Source organism: Megasphaera vaginalis (ex Srinivasan et al. 2021) (assembly GCF_000478965.1).
GTDB lineage: Bacteria > Bacillota > Negativicutes > Veillonellales > Megasphaeraceae > Megasphaera > Megasphaera vaginalis.
The window spans coordinates 1-18,797 of record NZ_AWXA01000016.1; the positions used below are offsets into that span (position 1 = coordinate 1).

General features: G+C 51.5%; 14 protein-coding genes and 2 pseudogenes. 15 read left to right on the forward strand and 1 reads right to left on the reverse strand.

Features of this window, described 5'->3' with window-relative positions; translation table 11 throughout:
- The 7 genes from HMPREF1250_RS11755 to brnQ all read left to right on the forward strand — a co-directional run.
- Positions 1 to 651 (forward strand): hypothetical protein (locus HMPREF1250_RS11755; RefSeq protein WP_023053283.1); only part of this gene is annotated, 651 nt, incomplete at its 5' end.
- Positions 652 to 797: 146 nt separating this feature from the next.
- Entirely contained in the window at positions 798 to 2,924 is a 2,127-nt protein-coding gene (locus HMPREF1250_RS03690; RefSeq protein WP_023053285.1) for a DNA topoisomerase III, read from the forward strand.
- A gap of 130 nt (positions 2,925 to 3,054) precedes the next feature.
- Entirely contained in the window at positions 3,055 to 4,581 is a 1,527-nt protein-coding gene (locus HMPREF1250_RS03695; RefSeq protein ID WP_036242568.1) for a cobyric acid synthase, read from the forward strand.
- Positions 4,578 to 5,522 (forward strand): adenosylcobinamide-phosphate synthase CbiB, encoded by a 945-nt coding sequence (gene cbiB / locus HMPREF1250_RS03700; protein ID WP_023053284.1) that lies wholly within the window; start codon positions 4,578 to 4,580, stop codon positions 5,520 to 5,522. The genes HMPREF1250_RS03695 and cbiB overlap by 4 nt, the downstream gene beginning before the upstream one ends.
- 1 nt (position 5,523) lies before the next feature.
- Complete coding sequence (locus HMPREF1250_RS03705) at positions 5,524 to 6,369, forward strand: GHMP kinase (RefSeq protein ID WP_023053291.1); 846 nt, start codon at positions 5,524 to 5,526, stop codon at positions 6,367 to 6,369.
- Between the two features lies 1 nt (position 6,370).
- Entirely contained in the window at positions 6,371 to 7,453 is a 1,083-nt protein-coding gene (gene cobD, locus HMPREF1250_RS03710; RefSeq protein ID WP_231391275.1) for a threonine-phosphate decarboxylase CobD, read from the forward strand.
- Between the two features lie 181 nt (positions 7,454 to 7,634).
- A complete protein-coding gene (gene brnQ / locus HMPREF1250_RS03715) occupies positions 7,635 to 8,978 on the forward strand; it encodes a branched-chain amino acid transport system II carrier protein (protein ID WP_023053277.1) in 1,344 nt (447 codons plus the stop codon).
- A gap of 113 nt (positions 8,979 to 9,091) precedes the next feature.
- Here brnQ and HMPREF1250_RS03720 read toward each other — a convergent pair whose 3' ends face one another.
- Positions 9,092 to 9,994: a fumarylacetoacetate hydrolase family protein gene (locus tag HMPREF1250_RS03720; RefSeq protein ID WP_023053290.1), complete on the reverse strand. Its 903-nt coding sequence runs from the start codon at positions 9,992 to 9,994 to the stop codon at positions 9,092 to 9,094.
- Between the two features lie 165 nt (positions 9,995 to 10,159).
- Between HMPREF1250_RS03720 and HMPREF1250_RS03725 the strand changes: the two genes are divergently transcribed.
- From HMPREF1250_RS03725 to HMPREF1250_RS03760, 8 genes and pseudogenes are all read left to right on the forward strand, one after another.
- The gene (locus tag HMPREF1250_RS03725) at positions 10,160 to 11,830 is read left to right on the forward strand and encodes a glutamine--tRNA ligase/YqeY domain fusion protein (RefSeq protein WP_023053282.1); all 1,671 of its coding nucleotides are present in this window, start codon (positions 10,160 to 10,162) and stop codon (positions 11,828 to 11,830) included.
- Positions 11,831 to 11,971: 141 nt separating this feature from the next.
- Positions 11,972 to 12,244 carry a DUF4321 domain-containing protein gene (locus HMPREF1250_RS03730; protein WP_023053281.1) on the forward strand — a complete coding sequence of 91 codons (273 nt, stop codon included), beginning with the start codon at positions 11,972 to 11,974 and terminating at the stop codon, positions 12,242 to 12,244.
- Positions 12,245 to 12,257: 13 nt separating this feature from the next.
- Entirely contained in the window at positions 12,258 to 12,815 is a 558-nt protein-coding gene (locus tag HMPREF1250_RS03735; RefSeq protein ID WP_023053289.1) for a Maf family protein, read from the forward strand.
- A pseudogene (gene radC, locus HMPREF1250_RS03740) lies at positions 12,812 to 13,501 on the forward strand (RadC family protein). The gene HMPREF1250_RS03735 and the pseudogene radC overlap by 4 nt, the downstream one beginning before the upstream one ends.
- Before the next feature lie 96 nt (positions 13,502 to 13,597).
- A complete protein-coding gene (locus tag HMPREF1250_RS03745; RefSeq protein ID WP_023053279.1) occupies positions 13,598 to 14,776 on the forward strand; it encodes an MFS transporter in 1,179 nt (392 codons plus the stop codon).
- 615 nt (positions 14,777 to 15,391) lie between these two features.
- Entirely contained in the window at positions 15,392 to 15,928 is a 537-nt protein-coding gene (locus HMPREF1250_RS03750; protein ID WP_023053287.1) for an NUDIX hydrolase, read from the forward strand.
- 159 nt (positions 15,929 to 16,087) lie between these two features.
- Positions 16,088 to 17,416, forward strand: a complete 1,329-nt coding sequence (gene miaB / locus HMPREF1250_RS03755) for a tRNA (N6-isopentenyl adenosine(37)-C2)-methylthiotransferase MiaB (protein WP_023053276.1) — start codon at positions 16,088 to 16,090, stop codon at positions 17,414 to 17,416.
- 9 nt (positions 17,417 to 17,425) lie between these two features.
- Positions 17,426 to 18,797 (forward strand): annotated as a pseudogene (locus HMPREF1250_RS03760) (DNA mismatch repair protein MutS); the annotation flags it as partial.

The following is an 18,797-nucleotide window of genomic DNA, read 5'->3' on the forward strand; positions in this document are numbered from 1 at the left end:
GAAATCAGGGAACTTTACGCGGCTCTCGATGCGAATGGTATCGATACGTGGATCAACTCGGCGTCTCCCTTGGATGTCGTTCGGGCCGCAGTCGATTATTTCCGCATTCCCGGCGTTGACGGCATCGTGGCCATGACGAACAAAAAAGACGAGCAGGGCCGCTATATCAATGCTTACGATTACGATCTTCACGCTCAGACACAGGGGGTCGGCAAGGCGGAAACCATCGATTCCGTTATTCGTCCGCTTTATCACGGCAGAGGGCCCGCCTTTGCCGCCATGGATTCGCAAGGCGACTTTAACTTCTGCACGGAATACAAGGACACGAAGTTGGTACTGGTCCTCAACCGCAAACGCAGTGACGATGCCGCTCTTTGCGCCGCAGCCGCGCTTTGGCAGAAGGAAAAAGGCATTGGACTGGCGGCGGCCGGCGAGCAGGGCGATACGCTCTACGTGTTGCAAGGGCGCAATGAAAATACCGGATCGTTGTGGGCTACAGAGGAAACGCGCCTCTTAGGAAAAAAAGAAAATGCCGGTCTGTCCGACAAGGGGAAGGCGGCGCTCCAGGAGTTGCGGCAGGGAAAATCGATTCGTGATATGCTGCATGATAAGACGAAGCTTTCCGCATACGGCGGATATAAGTCCCGTTAGGTCATACGGTCGGAGCTGTAAGACAGTGAGAAGCTGCCTTGCAGCTTTTTTGTATGGTTTGTTTTTTCCGCAGGAATACGGTATCATATACTGTTGTACAGTAGTTACGGATGAAGTGAAAATCGGTGAAAAAGGAGGCGGGCAGGGTGAAACTTTTTATTGCGGAAAAACCGAGTATGGCCAGAGAACTTGCCAAATGTCTGCCTCCGCCGCAGCAGCGCGGCAACGGCTTTATCAGAACCGGCGGCGGTGTCGTTACCTGGGCTTACGGTCATGTTTTGCAGCAGGCGGAACCGCATGAGTATGATAGCAGGTACAAGACGTGGCGCGCCGAGGATCTGCCTATCGTTCCCGACCGGTGGAAACTTATCGTCAGCCCTGCCAGCAAAGAGCAGTTCGCGATTATCTGCGAGCTAATAGGTGCTGCCGATACGATCGTTAACGCCGGAGACCCTGATCGGGAAGGTCAATTGCTCATCGACGAGATCCTTGATTACGTCGGTAATGCGAAGCCGGTGGAACGGCTTTTGTTGAATGCGCTGGATGAAAAAAGCATTCATGAGGCCTTGGCAACAATGCGGGACAACCGGGACTTCGCGCCGCTTCGCGATTCCGCATTGGCGCGCAGCCGCGCCGACTGGCTCATGGGCATGAATTTATCCCGTGCGTATACGTTGGCGGCACGCCGCCAGGGCCATCGGGGCGTGTTTCCCATCGGCCGTGTAAAGACGCCTACGTTGGCGCTTGTCGTGCGGCGTCAGCGGGAACTGGATGACTTCAGGCCCGTCACGTATTATCTTGTCAAAGCCGTCTTTGCACATGAAAACGGCACATTGACAGCGCAGTGGCAACCTAAGGATACGCAGTCCGGACTCGATCCGGAAGGCCGCTGCCTTGACAGCCGTATCGGTAAAGAACTGTTGCGGCGCCTTGCCGCGGCTCCTGACGGCGTCGTCTCGGAACGGAAAAAAACGAAAAAACGGGAATCGCAGCGCCTTCCCCTATCGCTGTCTACGCTGCAGGTTCTGGCAGGCAAACGCTATGGCTACAGTCCGCAGCAGGTATTGGATACGGCGCAGCGATTATATGAACGGAAACTGACGACATATCCCCGGTCGGATTGCGAATATTTGCCGGTTAATCAGCAAAAAGATGTACCGGTCATTTTAGCAAATCTGCAGAAGACGGGGCAGGAGCAGCTGTCGGCCTGGGCGGCCGGCGGTGACGGCAAGATCAGAAGTCGGGCCTGGAATGACGGTAAAATTACGGCCCACCATGCGATCATTCCGACAACGGTGCGTTGTTCCTTCGACAAATTGACGGCAACGGAGCAGCATATTTATTTTCTGGTTGCGCAAGCTTATTTGGCGCAGTTCTATCCTGTGCACGAGTATGAGCAGACGCGCATTTGCCTCACCGCTGTCGGCGAGACCTTTATTGCCCATGGCAAAACGGTAACCAATGCGGGGTGGAAGACGTTGTACGGCACTGATAAAGGGGAAGACGAAGAAGACGGTAAAGACGAACTTCCCGTTGTCAGAAAGGGAGATCATCTTACGTATCGCAGCGGCGACGTTGCCGAGAAAGCGACGAAACCACCGCCGCGGTTTACGTCGTCAACGTTGCTGGCGGCGATGAAGGAAATCTATAAATACGTCAAAGACGATTCGTTGAAACAAAAACTGAAAGAAGTGCAGGGAATCGGCACGGAGGCGACGCGGGCAACGATTATCGGCGAGCTGATTGCGCGTAAATTCCTTGTTGAAGAAGGGAAGAAGAACTATCTCCGCCCGACTGAGGCCGCGTATATATTGATCGACGCGTTGCCCGATGAAATGGTCTATCCCGATGAAACGGCGCTTTGGGAAGAGCGGCTTAATCGGATGAGTTCGGGAAATGACAACGTACAGGAATTTCTTCGCGATCAGCTGGTTTTCCTGGAGCGGCTCATCGGTCAGGCCGCCGTTCAACCCATGACAGGCGGTGCGGCCGGTACCTGTCCTGACTGCGGCAGTCCGATGGTGCTGCGGCATGGGAAATACGGCGATTTTTACGGCTGTACGGCGTATCCGCGCTGCCGCCATACGGAGCCGGCATCGGCCGATGGCGATGCGACGCGAAAAGAAGAAAACGGGTACGTTTGTCCGCGCTGCAAGACAGGTCGTTTTATCAGGCGGGACGGTCCTTACGGCGCATTTTGGTCCTGCAGTACGCCCGGCTGTCAAACGACTTGCGCCGATGTTGACGGCGTGCCGAGCCTTTACCGTCAGTAAGCATCAGTAAAAAGAGGGTCCTTCGCGGCCTTGCAGAGGGCGCGCAATCTTATTGAACGGGACCGGCATCGCCGGCAAGCGGACCGGGCCGGTTTCACGGTCGTCGGAGTTATCCGGTAAGGAGTTTACTTTGGCTAAATATCTCATGTTCCAAGGGACAAGTTCCCATGTAGGCAAGAGCATTTTGACGACTGCGTTGTGTCGCATTTTTTATCGCAGCGGTCTGCGTACAGTCCCCTTTAAAGCCCAGAATATGGCGCTGAATTCGTTTGTTACCGCCGACGGCAGGGAAATGGGCAGAGCGCAGGTGGCGCAGGCCGAAGCGGCCGGATTGGAGCCTCTTGTCGAAATGAATCCGGTCCTGTTGAAGCCGACGGGAAATGCGTCGTCACAGGTCATCATTGACGGGAAGCCGGTAGGTACAATGTCTGCCGCAGCGTATCACCGATCGTATTCGCTGAAAGCTTTTGAGGCGGTAGTTCGGGCGCTGGAAAAGCTTGATGCGGCGTATGACATGATCGTTCTTGAAGGCGCCGGCAGTCCGGCGGAGATCAATTTGAAAGATACGGATATCGTCAATATGCGTGTTGCCAGGCATTTGGGCGCTCCCGTCATCTTAGTCGCCGATATTGACCGCGGCGGTTCACTGGCGGCGCTGGTAGGCACGTTGGAACTGCTGGACCCTGCCGAACGGGACTTGGTGAAAGGGTTGGTCATCAATAAATTCCGCGGTGATATCCGTCTTTTTGAACCAGCGGTGGCCTTTTTGGAGAAGAAAACGGGTAAGCCCGTTCTCGGCGTCCTGCCCTATATTCCGGATCTCGGCATTGATGATGAAGACTCGGTATCGCTCGGCGATAAAAAGGCGGCGCCTCGAGGCGAAGGCATAAAAATTGCCGTTGTGACGACGCCGAAGATCTCTAATTTTACCGATTTTGACAGCTTGGCTTTTGAACCCGATACGGACTTGTATTATGTCGCCGATGCGACGGGGATCACTGCGGCCGATCTGATTATTTTGCCGGGCAGTAAGAATACTTCGGACGATCTGCTTTGGCTTCGCCAAAAAGGCTTGGAAAAAGCGATTTTCGACGCCTCGGCGAAAGGGATCCCCATCATCGGTATTTGCGGCGGGTATCAAATGCTGGGCCGTACGATATACGATCCTTTTCATGTCGAGACGGCGCACGCTGCCGTTGACGGCATGGGCCTGCTGCCGATGGAGACGACTCTGGCGGTCGAGAAAACGACGGCGCAGGCAACCGTATCCTGCACGGGCCTTCGTTTTGCCGGCGGCGTGTTGACGGCGCCGCTCCTTTCGGGGTATGAAATTCATATGGGGCGTACGGACTATGGAGACGGCGATACGCCGCTGACCGTGATTTCACGCTCCGGAATTCCCTGTTCGGCGCCGATCGGATCCGGTACGGCCGACGGTTCGGTCTGGGGAACGTATTTGCACGGGATTTTTGATAACGACATCTTTCGCCGCGAGCTTCTCAACTGCCTGCGTCGGCGGCAAGGGCTTTTGCCGCTGACGCAGGTTAGCAATTACAAGGCGGCGAAGGAGAAAAAATATGACCGGCTGGCGTCGATTGCGGCAGCGCATCTGGATCTGGAGAAGATTTGGCGGATTGTAGGTGACGATAAGGGATGATTACAACATTAACGGCTTTTTTTACAGACTGCATTATCGGTGATCCGAAAAGCAGGTTTCATCCTGTTGCCGTCATGGGGGCGGCCATCAGTGCACTGGAACGTTTTTTTTATGGAGATGCGAATTCCCGGTACAGCCGCTTTTTCTTTGGTTTTCTGCTTACGGCCGTTATGCTGAGCGCCGTTTTTGATCTTTTTTACGCTCTCGTCTGGGCTTTAGACACCTATACCGAGCCATCTTTTTCGGCCGTTATACAAGGGATACTGTTGAGTTTCTTTATCTGTCCCCGAGCGCTGGCTCGTGCCGGCGGCGGCGTTCGCAACAGCTTGTTGCGCCATCGTCTGACGGAAGCGCGAGCGAAACTGGCTCTTATTGTCGGCCGTGATACGGCGCAGCTGACGGAGCGGGAAACGGCGCGGGCCGCTGTGGAAACGGTCGCTGAAAATACGATCGACGGCATCGTTTCGCCGCTCTTCTTTTTCGCCCTCGGCGGCTTGCCGCTGGCGGCCGTGTACCGCGCCGTCAATACTCTTGATTCGATGATCGGTTACCGTAATGAGCGGTACCTGTACTTCGGCCGTGTCGCCGCCAGGACAGACGATGTTTTCAACCTCATTCCGGCGCGCCTGACAGGGCTGCTCCTCGTTTTTTCCGCCGCTCTTCTCGGCTTTTCCTATCGTAACGCCTGGAAGATGATGCTGCGCGATGCGTTGAAGCATCCCAGCCCGAACGGCGGTTATGCCGAAGCGGCCGTAGCCGGCGCTTTACGGATTCGGCTCGGCGGTTTCAATTCCTATTTCGGCAAGCAGTCGTTCCGGGCTTATATGGGTGATGAGCAGCAGCCTATAGGGACACGGCAGATTGCGCAGACGGTACAACTCATGTATATGACAACGTTGCTGGCTGTCTTGCTTACGGCACTTTGCCGCGCTTTTTTATAAAATGGAAATACGTGTTCGCGTTCCCGGATCTTGCGGCGAATTGCTGCAGGGAGTTGCCGGTACGACGCCTTTCCTGGTAACAGCGCCGGTCAATCGATATACGACCGTCTTTATTTCGGATACCGGCCGGCCGGCCGTTCCGTTGGGGGAAAAGAGTCGATCCGCTTTGCGGAGGACGTTGGCGTATTTGGGAGAAAGCCGGTTTCCGTTCTCCCTTTCCCTTTGTTCCGAGCTGCCGCAAGGCAAGGGCATGGCTTCCAGCAGCGCCGACGTCAGCGCCGTCATCATTGCTACGGCTGCGGCGTTCGGCAGGAGACTATCCGAAGCGGAAACGGCCGTTCTGGCAACGTCTGTCGAACCGACGGACGGAATTTTCTGCCGCGGCATCGTTGCGTTTGATCATGTACACGGCGCCGTTTTGCATCGCTGGACGGAAATTCCGCCTTACTGTATCGCCGTATTCGACATGGGCGGTTCCGTAGATACGCTGGCGCTTCATCGCAAGCTTGCAACGCAGGGGGAAAAAAGGCTGCGCCTGCCGGCGGAAACGCTTTGTTCCATGACCGTCGACGATGTGCTGCAAGCGGCGGCAGAGAGTTTGTTCCTGAATCAGGAAATCCTCAGAAAGCCGCAGTTGGGAGTTTTGGCGGCAACGGCGCGGCAATATGGCGCCGTCAGTATTTGCGGCGCTCACAGCGGTACTGTCGTAGGCGCTTTTTTTCCGGTCTCATTGACGCCGGAAACGGTGCGGCAGATGGGCGAGGAGATCGCTGCGGCTTTTCCGGAATGGCGGCTCCTCGATGTGGTACGTCTTATTGACGGCGGGTATGAAATGACATGCAGGTGATATGATGATACGAGAATTTGAACATGGCGGCAATATTTACGAACCGGCGCCGGACGGCGAAGCGTGGCTGGATTTCAGCGCCAACATCAATCCCCTCGGGTTGCCGTCTTCTGTGCGAAACGTTTTGGCGCGGGAATGGGGACAGGTCATTCACTATCCCGACCCGCAAGGACGGGAATTAAAGACGGCTATCGGCACCTTTTATCAGGTGCCGACAGGAAACGTGATACTCGGTAACGGCGCCGCCGAATTACTCTATCTGTTTTTTCATGCCCTGCGTCCTCGAACGGTGCTTCTGCCTGTCCCGTCCTTCAATGAATACGAACGGGCGGCGCTTGCCGGAAATGCCGGTGTGAAATATTTTTTCATGACGGCGACAACGGTTTTTGACTTGGACGTTTTACGGTTGTTGCCGGCGATGGAGGGCGCAGATTGCCTAGTTCTGGGCAATCCCAACAATCCGACGGGAAACTTGCTCGATCGGGAAAAAGTGGAAACGATTGTTGCTCATGCGGCAAAAAAGAATATGACCGTAATCGTGGACGAGTCATTTTTGGATTTCCGAAAGGATCGGGAATCTTACACGGCGTTTCCCTTGATCAGACAGTACGACAATTTGTTTATTATTCAGTCGCTGACGAAATTCTATGCGTTGCCAGGTCTGCGTCTCGGTTTCGGTATCGGCAATCAGACGCTTCTTTCTTTGCTGGAAAAACATAAAGATGTATGGAACGTCAATGTTTTGGCGCAAAAAGCGGGGGCGGCGGCGCTAGCCGACAGCGGCTACCAATCTTTGTCACGATCGTTTATCGAATCGGCAGGCGATCATTTTGTTTCTCTTTTGCAAAAGATTCCGCATCTCCATATTTATCCCCGAACCGTAAATTTTCTTTTTTTTGCGTGGATGACAGATGCGATAAATGCAGAAATGCTTTCTTTGCATATGAAAAAAAATCATATTTTAATCCGTGACTGCAGTAATTATCCGGCACTGGATTCAACGTTTTTCCGCATCGCTGTGCGTAAAAAGGAAGAGAATATAAGATTGTTTGAAAAACTAAAAGATTACATTAATTCATTTTGAATGACCTCTATAGGCTTAATTATTAAAACAAAATTAAAAATATTGATTAATATCTAAAAAATGCAAAAATGAAATGATTTTAAAATATATTTATGATAAAATAATTTTAGATTGAGGTCTTTATTTAATACGTTTTACTCTTTTTTATCATTAATATTTTTTTGAATGGAGGGAATTATGTATGGGTGAAACAACAAAAAGCAAGAATTTCTTTATTCCACTTGGTCTCATGCTCTTTGCGCTGTTCTTCGGGGCAGGGAACCTGATTTTCCCGGCTTCCATGGGGCAGCATGCCGGTACGAACGTCTGGTATGCCGTACTGGGTTTCGTCTTTACCGGTGTCGGTCTGCCGTTGGCAGGGGTCTTGGCGATGGGGTATTCGGGCTGCCGCAATCTGGAAGAGCTGGCCGGCCGTGTTCATCCCGTATTCGGCGTCTGCTTTACCGTTATTTCCTACATGGCTATCGGACCGTGCTTCGCTACGCCGCGTACAGGCAGCGTTTCTTATGAAATCGCCGTCCGCCCGTTCCTGGAAAACGGTGGCAACGATATGATCATGACGGGATTTCTCGTTATTTTCTTTGTTATTTCCTACTGGTTGTCAGCTACACCGTCCAAATTGGTTGACCGTATCGGCAAGATCCTTACTCCCGCACTTTTAATTACCATCCTTATCCTGATTGCCAAATCTTTCATTACGCCGTTGGGCGTACCGCAGTCTCCGACCGATGCTTACGCGACGGCAGGTACGGCGTGGGTAACGGGCTTCCTGGAAGGATATAACACGATGGATGCCATCGCTTCTCTGGTCTTCTCCGTACTGGTTATCGAATTCATCGTTGCTGACGGTGTAACGAGCACGATGGGGATTACCAAAGAAGTCTTCAAATCAGGCGTTGTCGCCGTGGGCTGCTTGGCTTTCGTTTACATCTTTATTTCCAAGCTTGGCGCCGAAAGCGTTACGCAAATGGGTATTTTGGAAACAGGCGCTCCTGTACTTTCCAATAGCGCGCAGATTCTTTTGGGTTACGGCGGGGCCATTATTTTGGCGATCATCGTGCTCTTGGCCTGCCTTTCGACAAGTATCGGCCTGATTACGTCCTGTGCAACCTATTTCCAACTGATTTTAGGCCATTTTGGTTATAAGACGTATGTCGCCATCTTCTCCGTATTTTCCTTCGGTGTTGCCATGTTCGGCTTGAAAACGATCATCGTAGCCGCTATTCCGGTATTGATGTTCGTATATCCTATCGTCGTCGTTCTGATTATTCTCACGTTCCTGCATAAATCCTTTGGCGGCCGTCAATGCGTTTATGCGTGGACTGTCGGTCTTACGATGATGCCGGCCTTGATCAACGGCACGCAGACCGCTAAAATATCCCTCGGCGGAATCGATACCTTCTTCAATACGATGGTACCGCTCCATTCACTCGGTATGGGGTGGGTTCTCTTCGCCCTGGCAGGTTTTATTATCGGTTTGGTGTGGAAAGGCGTCTCATCCTCCAAGGAAAGTCCTGCTGCATAAGTCTGACTTTACACTTAAGATCTCTCCGAATTGTTTCGGAGAGATCTTTTTATCGTCGAAAGGCATAATAATAGCGGTCAAACCGAAGTGGCTGACCGCTATTATTATGCCTTCTATTTGACCGTGTTTTTCAGCGTTCCGATCTGAGGGATCGTGATCTCGACGGTATCTCCCTTTTGCAGGTAACGGGGCGGCGTGAAGCCGACGCCGACGCCAGATGGCGTGCCTGTGGCGATGATATCGCCGACTTGCAGTGTCGTTCCTTGGGAAATGACGGCAATGAGTTGGGGAATGGGGAAGATCAAATCGGCCGTCGAACCGTCCTGACGAATTTCTCCGTTGACCTTCGTAATGACTTCAAAGGTGTCGGGAGCGGCATCGCGGAGCAATATGTACGGGCCGACAGGGCAGAACGTGTCCAGACTTTTTCCGTGGAACCACTGCCGGTGATTGCGTTGCAGGTCGCGGGCGGTCACGTCGTTGAGAATGGTAAAGCCGTAGACGTGGTCCATCGCTTCCGAGGCGGGGATATCGGCGCCGGCCTTGCCGATGATGACGGCCAATTCCCCTTCGTAGTCGACTTCGGATGTGACGTTTTCGTGACTGTCAATGGCGTCGTCGGGACCGATGACGGCCGTACCGGCTTTGGTGAAGATGATCGGATATTTCGGTACGTCAGGTTGCGCTGTTTTGTCGAATTCGGCAATATGTTCGGTATAATTCTTACCGATACAAAAGATGTTCCGCTCTACGCGCGGAAAAGGAGATAAAATAGTCACCGTATCGAGCGGCCTGGCAGGTACGGCCTGTTCCCGTTCATTTTGTTCCAAACCGTCGGCCAGAGCCAAAAGGCCTTCCGTTCCCTGACGGATAAATTCACTCAGCATTTCGGGCAATGGCGTAAAAAAAGCTTCTTCCAAGGCAAGGGCGCTGTATACGCCAGTTTCGGTCTCGTTGAGAACGCCCCATTGCATCAGCCCCATATCTTCAAAAGTTACCAGTTTTCGTATTTGCATGACAATCAATCCTCCTTCATTGGCATGGTTTTATTATACCATATTCCGTACTCCCGGCGGGCGTAAAAAGTCGGCAAAACAGAGTTGAAATGAAGGTGCCAACTGGTCTGGCAGTGAAATATGTGGTACAATAACGGCATCAAAAGAATAAGGAGAAGCATGCTCATGGATCAGGAACTGACAAAAAATTTTATTGAAAATTTTATTGATGAAGATAACGAAGCCAATACATACGGACGGCGCGTTCATACGCGTTTTCCGCCGGAACCGAACGGATATCTCCACATCGGTCACGCCAAGTCGATCTGCCTCAACTTCGGCATTGCCCAAAAGTATGGCGGCATGACCAATCTGCGCTTTGATGACACGAATCCGACGAAGGAAGGCGTGGAATACGTCAATGCCATTAAAAAAGACGTGGAATGGCTAGGTTTTTCCTGGGATGACAGGCTTTTTTTCGCTTCCGATTATTTTGACATCTTTTATGATTACGCCGTAAAGCTGATTAAGTTGGGGAAAGCTTACGTCGATGATTTGACAGGGGACCAGATCCGCGAATACCGCGGCACTTTTAATGAACCGGGAAAGGAAAGTCCCTTTAGAAATCGCAGCGTGGAGGAGAATCTCCGTCTTTTCACCGAAATGAAAGAAGGCAAATATAAAGACGGTGAAAAGGTTCTTCGGGCAAAAATTGATATGGCCAGTCCGAATATCAACATGCGTGACCCCGTTCTTTATCGCATTGTTCATGCTGTTCACCATCGGACGGGAAACAAGTGGTGCATCTATCCGATCTATGATTTCGCGCATCCCCTGGAAGATGCCATTGAACGGGTTACTCATTCCATTTGCACGTTGGAATTTGAAGATCACCGGCCTTTATATAACTGGTGCCTGGAAGAGTGGGAAGATCCGCAAGGGCAGAAGCCGCGACAGATCGAGTTTGCCCGCCTGAATATTACGCAGATGGTCATGAGTAAACGAAAGCTTCGTCTCCTCGTAGAAAAGGGAATCGTCAGCGGCTGGGACGATCCCCGCATGCCGACGATCGCCGGTATTCGCCGCCGTGGCTATACACCGGCGGCGATCCGCGATTTTTGTGAACGCATCGGCGTTGCCAAAGCGGATAGTACTGTCGATGCGGCGTTGTTGGAATATTGCATTCGCGAAGATCTGAAGCTGAAAATGCCGCGCTTGATGACAGTCATTGATCCCCTGAAGGTTGTTATTACCAATTATCCCGAAGGTGGGACGGAATTGATGGAAGCCGATAATAATCAGGAAAACGAAGCGCTCGGTAAGAGAAAAATATCATTTAGCAGGACGATCTACATTGAACGAAACGATTTCATGGAAAGGCCGGTCAAAAAATTCTTCCGTCTCGCGCCGGGGAAAGAGGTCCGTCTGAAATATGCCTATATCATCAAGTGCGAAGAGGTAATCAAAGATGAAAGCGGCAGGATCACGGAACTCCGCTGCACGTATGATCCGGAAAGCAGGAGCGGCAGCGGCGCCAACGCTGACAGAAAAGTCAAAGGGACCCTTCACTGGGTAAATGCGGCAGACGCCGTCGATGTGGAAGTGCGACTTTATGATTCGCTGTTGCTTGATACGGATAGCGGCGACGGCGATTTTCTGGCACAGGTCAATCCGAAGAGTTTGGCAGTTTGTCACGGCAAGGCGGAACGGGCTCTGGCTGCCTACGGAATCGGCGACAAGTTTCAGTTCCTGCGGCAGGGGTATTTCGTCATTGACGAAGATACGACAGAAGATCACTTGGTCGTCAACCGGATCGTAGGGCTTCGCGACACCTGGGCGAAGATGCAAAAAAAATAATGAGGTAAGAGAGAACGGGAAGAGTTGCGGCATAGGGATTATACGATCCTTGTTGCCATGTCGTGTAAACCTTTCCCGTTTTTATTGCGTCGCAGAAAGGCAGCTTGTATAATGAATACAGAGTTTTCATAGGGAGGCTGAATGATGAAGTCCGTAACGTCGCATAGTCTGTTGTTTTTTGTGCTTTTCCTCGTCGTCGGAGGCATCTTGGGCGGAATTATCGGGGAGATTTTGTCTGCGTCGTCGTTCGGCGCCATGCTGCCGATGTTGACCAGACATTATGAAATAATGGACATACAAAATGTACGCTTCAATCTGTATATCATGGATATTCAGTTAGGGCTTCATTTTGCGCCGAACCTGCTGAGTATTATCGGCATTGTCTTGGCCGGATTGATTTGCAAGCGTTTATGAGGAGGGAAGCAGTGTGTTGATTTTGGCTTCGGAATCGCCGCGGCGAAAAGCGTTGCTGACGCAGTTGACAACGTATATAGCGACGGCCAGCACGTATGAGGAAACGGCGCCAAAAAAAGAAAAGCCGAAACGATTTGTTTTGAAACAGGCCTGCGGCAAAGCCTGTGAAGTAGCAAAAACCTATCCTGATCAATGGGTTCTCGGCGCGGATACCGTTGTCGTCCTGGACGGGAAGATTCTCGGTAAACCAAAGGACGCGGCACAGGCCGTCAAAATGTTGAAGGCTTTATCGGGCCGTCAGCACAGCGTGTATACCGGTTTGGCCTTGGTTTGCGGCAAAACGGTCAAAACGAAAGTGGTCAAGACCGATGTCTGGTTCCGTAAGTTGACAGTCAAAGAGATCACCGGTTATGTTGAGAGCGGCGAACCGCTGGATAAGGCCGGCGCCTATGGCATACAGGGCGGCGCCGCTTCGTTCGTCACCAAGTTGAACGGTTCGTACACGAATGTGGTCGGTTTGCCGTTGGCACAGCTTCAGACGATGCTGAAGAAGGCGAAGGTTCTTTTGTGACCTTGGCACTGCGGCAGTTATCTGCCTGTGAGAAGCCGAGAGAAAAATTTTTGGACTATGGCCCTGACGGGGTCAGTACGCAAGACTTGTTGGCCATTCTGTTGCGCACGGGCTTGAAGGGTGAATCCGTGCTGGATCTGGCCAGAACCGTTATCCGTTCGTTGCCAAATGAAAATATCTGTCATTTGGGCAGCGTCAGCGTTGCCGATCTCTGCCGCATTCGCGGTATCGGCAGAGACAAAGCCGTGACCGTTTGTGCAGCTGTTGAACTGGGAAAGCGTATTGCCAAGGAGCACGTTAAGCAGACGGCCCCCGATTTCAGCTCGCCTCGAGCCATCGCCGATTACGTCATGGAAGATATGCGGTATTTATAGCAAGAGCAGTTTACCGCTGTATATTTGTCCACCAAGAATAAGCTTATCGCTGTCCGCACCATTACCGTAGGAACGTTGAATGCCAGCTTGGCGAAAGGCCGTGACGTCTTTCGTTATGCGCTACAATATAATGCGGCTGCCATCGTCCTGCTTCACAATCATCCTTCAGGCGATCCTGCGCCGAGTCAGGATGATATCCGGGTTACGAGGCAGATAGCCGACGCCGGCAGAGTTATGGAGATCCCCGTTTTGGATCATATTATTATTGGCGACGGCATTTACACGAGCCTTTGTGAACAAGGCTATCTTTGATCCGTTCTTTTAGCAAATTATTTGCATACCGCTGCATAGAAGAGTATAATTATTCCGGTATACATTATGTTGGATCGGAAGTTCGGAGGCAGCAGCATGACGGAAAGAACGATATGGACGAAAAATTTTGTTTTGATTACCATTGCCAATGGGTTGTTGTTTGTTAATTTTCATTGCTTAGTGCCGACAATTGCCATGTATGCCGCCTCGCTGGGAGCGAGCGGCAGTGAAATTGGCATTATTGCCGGCATTTTTGCGTTTTCGGCCATTCTTGTCCGGTTGTTTACAGACGCCTTTGTTCAGCGTCTCGGCAAACGGGGCTGCCTTTTTCTGGGGCTTTTTTTATCGCTGAGCGCAACGGTCAGCTACGGTATGTTTACAAATTTCCATGCGTTGCTGCTGGCGCGGATCGTTCACGGTTTCGGCTTTGGTCTGAGCACGACCTTTGCTGCGGCGCTGGCTGTGGACGTCATACCTTTACGCCATCGCGGCGAAGGTCTCGGCTATTTCGGATTGGGCAATACCGTTTCCATGGGAGCGGCGCCGGCTATTGGCGTCGCCGTTTTCAGCAATGTCAATGCCGTTGCGCTTTTCGCCATGTCGGCAGGGGCGGCGCTCTTGTCGTTGCTGTTGTTCCGCTGCGTTTCCGGGTCTCAAAAGGAAGGGAAGAGCAGCCTTGCAGAGACGGCGCGAAAGAAACTTCCTCTTTCGCTGAAAAACAGGCTTTATGAAAAAGGGACAGGGATCATTTCCCTTTTTGCTGTTCTTTTCGGCTTTGTATTTGCCAGCGTTAACACGTATTTACCGCTTATGGCACAAGAGAAAGGGATCCCGTACAGCGGCTTTTTCTTTCTTATCGGTACCTTATTCACCTTTCTCTCCCGGCTTTTTGGCGGCAAGCTTTATGACCGTCGCGGTCCCTTTTCCGTTATCATACCGGGACTGCTTATTTACAGCGTCTTTTTACTCCTCCTCCTGTCCGCCTCCTCCGCGGCGATGCTCCTGTTTTCTTCCGCATTTTTCGGTCTCGGCGCAGGTCTCGTGATGCCGTCCGTCATGACCTGGCTCTTCAATACGGCGGCGCCTGAACGGCGCAGCAATGCCGGTGCCACATATTATAACATGCTCGATCTGGGCACCTGTACCGGTATTATCGTTTTAGGTGCGGCAGCCGGAGCAGTAGGCTATGTTGTGATTTTTAAATACGTACTGGCCGTTATGGCCTTTTATCTGATCTTTGCCCTCTGGGTATATAAGCGGCGGCGGGAGCGTTGATCGTTGCAGACCGTTGAATCCCCCTGCCGGTGATACGGGGATCGTTGAGAAAGTAGCAACTTTTGTAGAAAATCAATGATTTTTATGCATTTGAACAATAACTTTTAAGAATAAAGACTGTAAAAATTTTCTGTTTTCGGATTTGTACAACGATTAAGTAAAAAATATAAAGAGGCAGTTAAAAATGCTGTTCCCGTCCATGGGTATATCGTTTTAATTCTTGTAAAATACATATTTTCATGAAAATGATAAAGTGGTATAGTATAGATGTGGGTAAAGCATGGGTGAGGGACAACACATGCAGAAAAAACCGCCTGATAATAGCATTGTCAGATCTCCTTTTAAAAATGAAACGACCACCGGACTAATCAACCGGTGGTCGTTTCATTTTTACGGCACCAAGCACGACAACAGCGGAAAGTGGCGACGGCAGGCCTGTTTTTCACGGCGCAGCCGTTTTTCGTTGCAACCGCCAGGAAGAGGTATGGGAAGTACTTGCTGCCTGTGCCGCTGATGCGGGGAAGAGACTTTTACGAGCAGCCGATTTTTGCTAAAATAAGGACGGAAAACAGATTGTTTTCGATAACCGAACAACAGCGGAGAGGAAGCGTTAGCATGGAACAGCTGGATATATACGATTATACGGGGCAGGTCACAGGCAGGACGATAGCCAGGAAAGAGGAACGAAATCTGCGTGACGGAGAATATTTTCTTATTGTCCATGTCTGCCTTTTTGACAGTCACGGACGCCTGCTGATACAGCAGCGAAATAAAAGCAATAAACGGGATCCCCTTAACGGTCGTTGGGATGTCACCGTTGCCGGTCATGTACATAGCGGTGAAACGAGCCAGGCCGCTGCCGAACGGGAGGCTTGGGAAGAAATGGGGATCCGTCTCGACCTGCAAGGCCAGCCGCCGCTTATGCGTCTGCGCTTTGTGCCCGGTTTTGACGATATTTATATTGTTCACAAAGATCTTGATATCAATGCACTTCGGCTGCAGGCATCCGAAGTTGATGCCGCCCGTTGGGTAACGCGGGCGGAGGCTTTGGAAATGGTACGGAACCGTACCTTTCTGCCTTACATTGAAAGCTTTATCGCTTCCCTTTTCGATATGCGTAAGACAAACGGGTTCATGCGCGATGATGACTGAGAGCGCGTGGCGCCGGTGAGGCGGCAGCGGCGTATCGGTACGGATGCAGGCTCAGCGCTGTGTTGGGTCTGTTTTAAATTTTACTTTACCTGACGCCTATGGTATCATTAAGTGTCAACCTGCTTTTTATGTTTACGATATTAGACGGAGACGTTATCTATGGATTTTCAGAACAATGCATTTTATTTTATCATGACCTATGGCTGCCAGATGAATCAAGCAGACAGCGAACATTATGCCGGACAGTTGGAAGAACTCGGTTACCGCATGACGGATGAGATCGACATGGCCGACGTTATTCTGATCAACACCTGCTGCGTTCGTGAAACGGCGGAAGGAAAAGTGCTCGGCAAGATCGGTGAATTGAAGCATTTAAAGGAGCGCAATAAAAATCTGATCCTGGCCGTAACGGGTTGTATGGCTCAGGAGTGGCGGGACCGGTTATTTGAACGGGCGCCGCACCTTGACCTGGTCATCGGTACTCATAATATTCATAAACTTGTCGAACTGATCAAAGCCAGACAAAAAACGGCTAAACAGTATCTGGCCGCCGATATGGCGGTGCCGGCTTTTCATGAATTGCCGGCCAGACGGTTTCAGCGATTTTTTGCCTGGGTGCCGATTATGAATGGTTGCAATAAATTTTGCACGTATTGTATCGTTCCTTATGTCCGCGGCCGTGAAGTGAGCCGTCCGCTGGCCGATATTCTTAAAGAAGTCAGGGCGTTGGCCGCCGAAGGCTATAAGGAAATTACGCTGCTGGGGCAGAACGTCAATTCCTACGGTCTCGATCTGCAAGACGGAACCGGTTTTTCGTCTTTAATCAGGGCTCTTGACGGTATTGACGGCATTGAGCGTATTCGTTATATGACGAGTCATCCGAAGGATATGACCTTTGCCATGATTGATGCGCTGGTAGCGTCAAAAAAAGTCGTTTCCCATATGCATTTGCCGATTCAGAGCGGTTCCGACGAGTTGCTGAAAAAGATGAATCGCGGTTATACGGTAGCGCATTACGGAGAGCTTGTGGCGTATGCCCGCAAAAAAATTCCCGATCTGGCGCTGACGACAGATCTGATCGTCGGTTTTCCTGGCGAAACGGAAGCGATGTTTTCGGAGACGTTGGACCTGTTGAAGCAAATTCGCTATGACATGGCGTATACCTTTATTTATTCGCCGCGTACGGGAACTCCGGCGGCAAAGATGGGCGGTCAGATTTCGCAGGAAGAAAAGAATCGCCGCTTACAACGGCTCATGGATGTACAAAACGTGTTCAGTCTCGAATATAACCGGGCGATGGAAACGCGTATTTATGACGTCATTGTCGAAGGGCCGACGAAAAACGATGCCAAACACTGGTTCGGCCGCACATCGAGCAATAAGATGGTTATCTGGGAAGAAGACGGCTCCGTCGCCGTAGGCGATACGGTACCGGTCTGCATTGATAAAGGACAAACGTGGGTCTTGAAAGGGCATCTTGTAAAATAGGAGGTAATTTTGGTTGATTCAACGAAATTGACACCGATGATGAAGCAGTACCTGGAAGTGAAGGAGCGGTGCCGTGATAAACTGCTTTTCTTCCGTCTCGGCGATTTTTACGAAATGTTTTTCGATGATGCGCTGACGGCTTCCCGGGAGTTGGATCTGACGCTGACAGGCCGGGCCGGCGGCAATAAGGAAAAGGTGCCCATGTGCGGCGTGCCTTTCCATTCTGCCGATACCTATATCGAGCGTCTCGTCCATAAGGGGTATAAAGTCGCCATTTGCGAGCAAATGGAGGATCCGAAAGCCGCCAAAGGCATTGTTAAGCGTGAAATCATCAGAATTGTCACACCGGGGACGATTACGCTGGAGCATGCGATAGCCTCCAAAAAAAACAACTATATCGCCTGCATCAGCGGTAAAGACGACGATGTCTCCGCCGCCTTTATCGACGTGACGACAGGCGAGTGCCTCTGGGCGGTCTGCCTGTTGACGGAAATGGAAGATCGCCTGTTCGATCTGCTGGCTGTTTATGAGCCGAGCGAGCTGCTCTATGCAAAGCTTGACGGCGCTGCCGCCGGAATAGAAAAATACCTTGCTTCGCGCGGCATGCAATGTACGGTTACCGCTTATGAGACAGATGCTGCTGTCGATTACGAAGGAAAATGCGACGCGTATTTTGCGCCGGAAATAATGGCGCCCGCCCGGAAAGCGGCGCAGTCCATCGGGATTCTTTTGACCTATGTCAGCGAAGTCATGCAGTCATCCGTTTCCCATGTAACGTCATTGCAGCCCATCGATCGCGAACGGCATCTGGTTCTCGATGCATCCAGTCTGCGTCATCTGGAAATCACGCAGAATGTACGTGACGGCAAGCGGCAGGGAACTCTTTTGTCCGTGCTTGATAAGACGGAAACCGCTATGGGCGGCCGCCTTCTCCGCAAATGGCTGGAGGCGCCGTTGCTGCGTATTCAGGAGATCACAGCGCGGCAGGACGGAGTGGAAGAACTCGTTCAACGCGAAATGATGCGGCAGGAACTCGGCAGTACGCTGCTGCGCATTTACGACTTTGAACGGATACTGACGCGTATTGAAACCGGCACGGTCAGCCCCAAAGACCTGGTGGCGCTGCGTGAATCGCTGTCCGTTCTGCCGGCGGTGAAGTGCATTTTGGCACAAGCCGGAGCCGCCGTTTTGAAAAAGGCGGAGCAGAAAATCGATGAACATCGCGCCGTTTACGATCTGTTGTGCCGTGCCGTAAAAGAAGAACCGGGAGCCGTGATCCGCAACGGCGGCGTCATTCGCGAAGGTTATTCCGACGAGTTGGATGAGATCCGTCATATTGCCGCCAATAGCCATGCATACTTGCAGGAGATGGAGGAACGGG

Excerpts from the sequence above, each read along its gene's own strand:
- brnQ (WP_023053277.1), top strand. The coding sequence starts at position 7,635 with ATGGGTGAAACAACAAAAAGCAAGAATTTCTTTATTCCACTTGGTCTC.
- HMPREF1250_RS03705 (WP_023053291.1), top strand. The coding sequence starts at position 5,524 with ATGGAAATACGTGTTCGCGTTCCCGGATCTTGCGGCGAATTGCTGCAG.
- HMPREF1250_RS03730 (WP_023053281.1), top strand. The coding sequence starts at position 11,972 with ATGATGAAGTCCGTAACGTCGCATAGTCTGTTGTTTTTTGTGCTTTTC.
- HMPREF1250_RS03745 (WP_023053279.1), top strand. The coding sequence starts at position 13,598 with ATGACGGAAAGAACGATATGGACGAAAAATTTTGTTTTGATTACCATT.
- HMPREF1250_RS03725 (WP_023053282.1), top strand. The coding sequence starts at position 10,160 with ATGGATCAGGAACTGACAAAAAATTTTATTGAAAATTTTATTGATGAA.
- HMPREF1250_RS03750 (WP_023053287.1), top strand. The coding sequence starts at position 15,392 with ATGGAACAGCTGGATATATACGATTATACGGGGCAGGTCACAGGCAGG.
- cbiB (WP_023053284.1), top strand. The coding sequence starts at position 4,578 with ATGATTACAACATTAACGGCTTTTTTTACAGACTGCATTATCGGTGAT.
- HMPREF1250_RS03720 (WP_023053290.1), bottom strand. The coding sequence starts at position 9,994 with ATGCAAATACGAAAACTGGTAACTTTTGAAGATATGGGGCTGATGCAA.
- cobD (WP_231391275.1), top strand. The coding sequence starts at position 6,371 with ATGATGATACGAGAATTTGAACATGGCGGCAATATTTACGAACCGGCG.
- miaB (WP_023053276.1), top strand. The coding sequence starts at position 16,088 with ATGGATTTTCAGAACAATGCATTTTATTTTATCATGACCTATGGCTGC.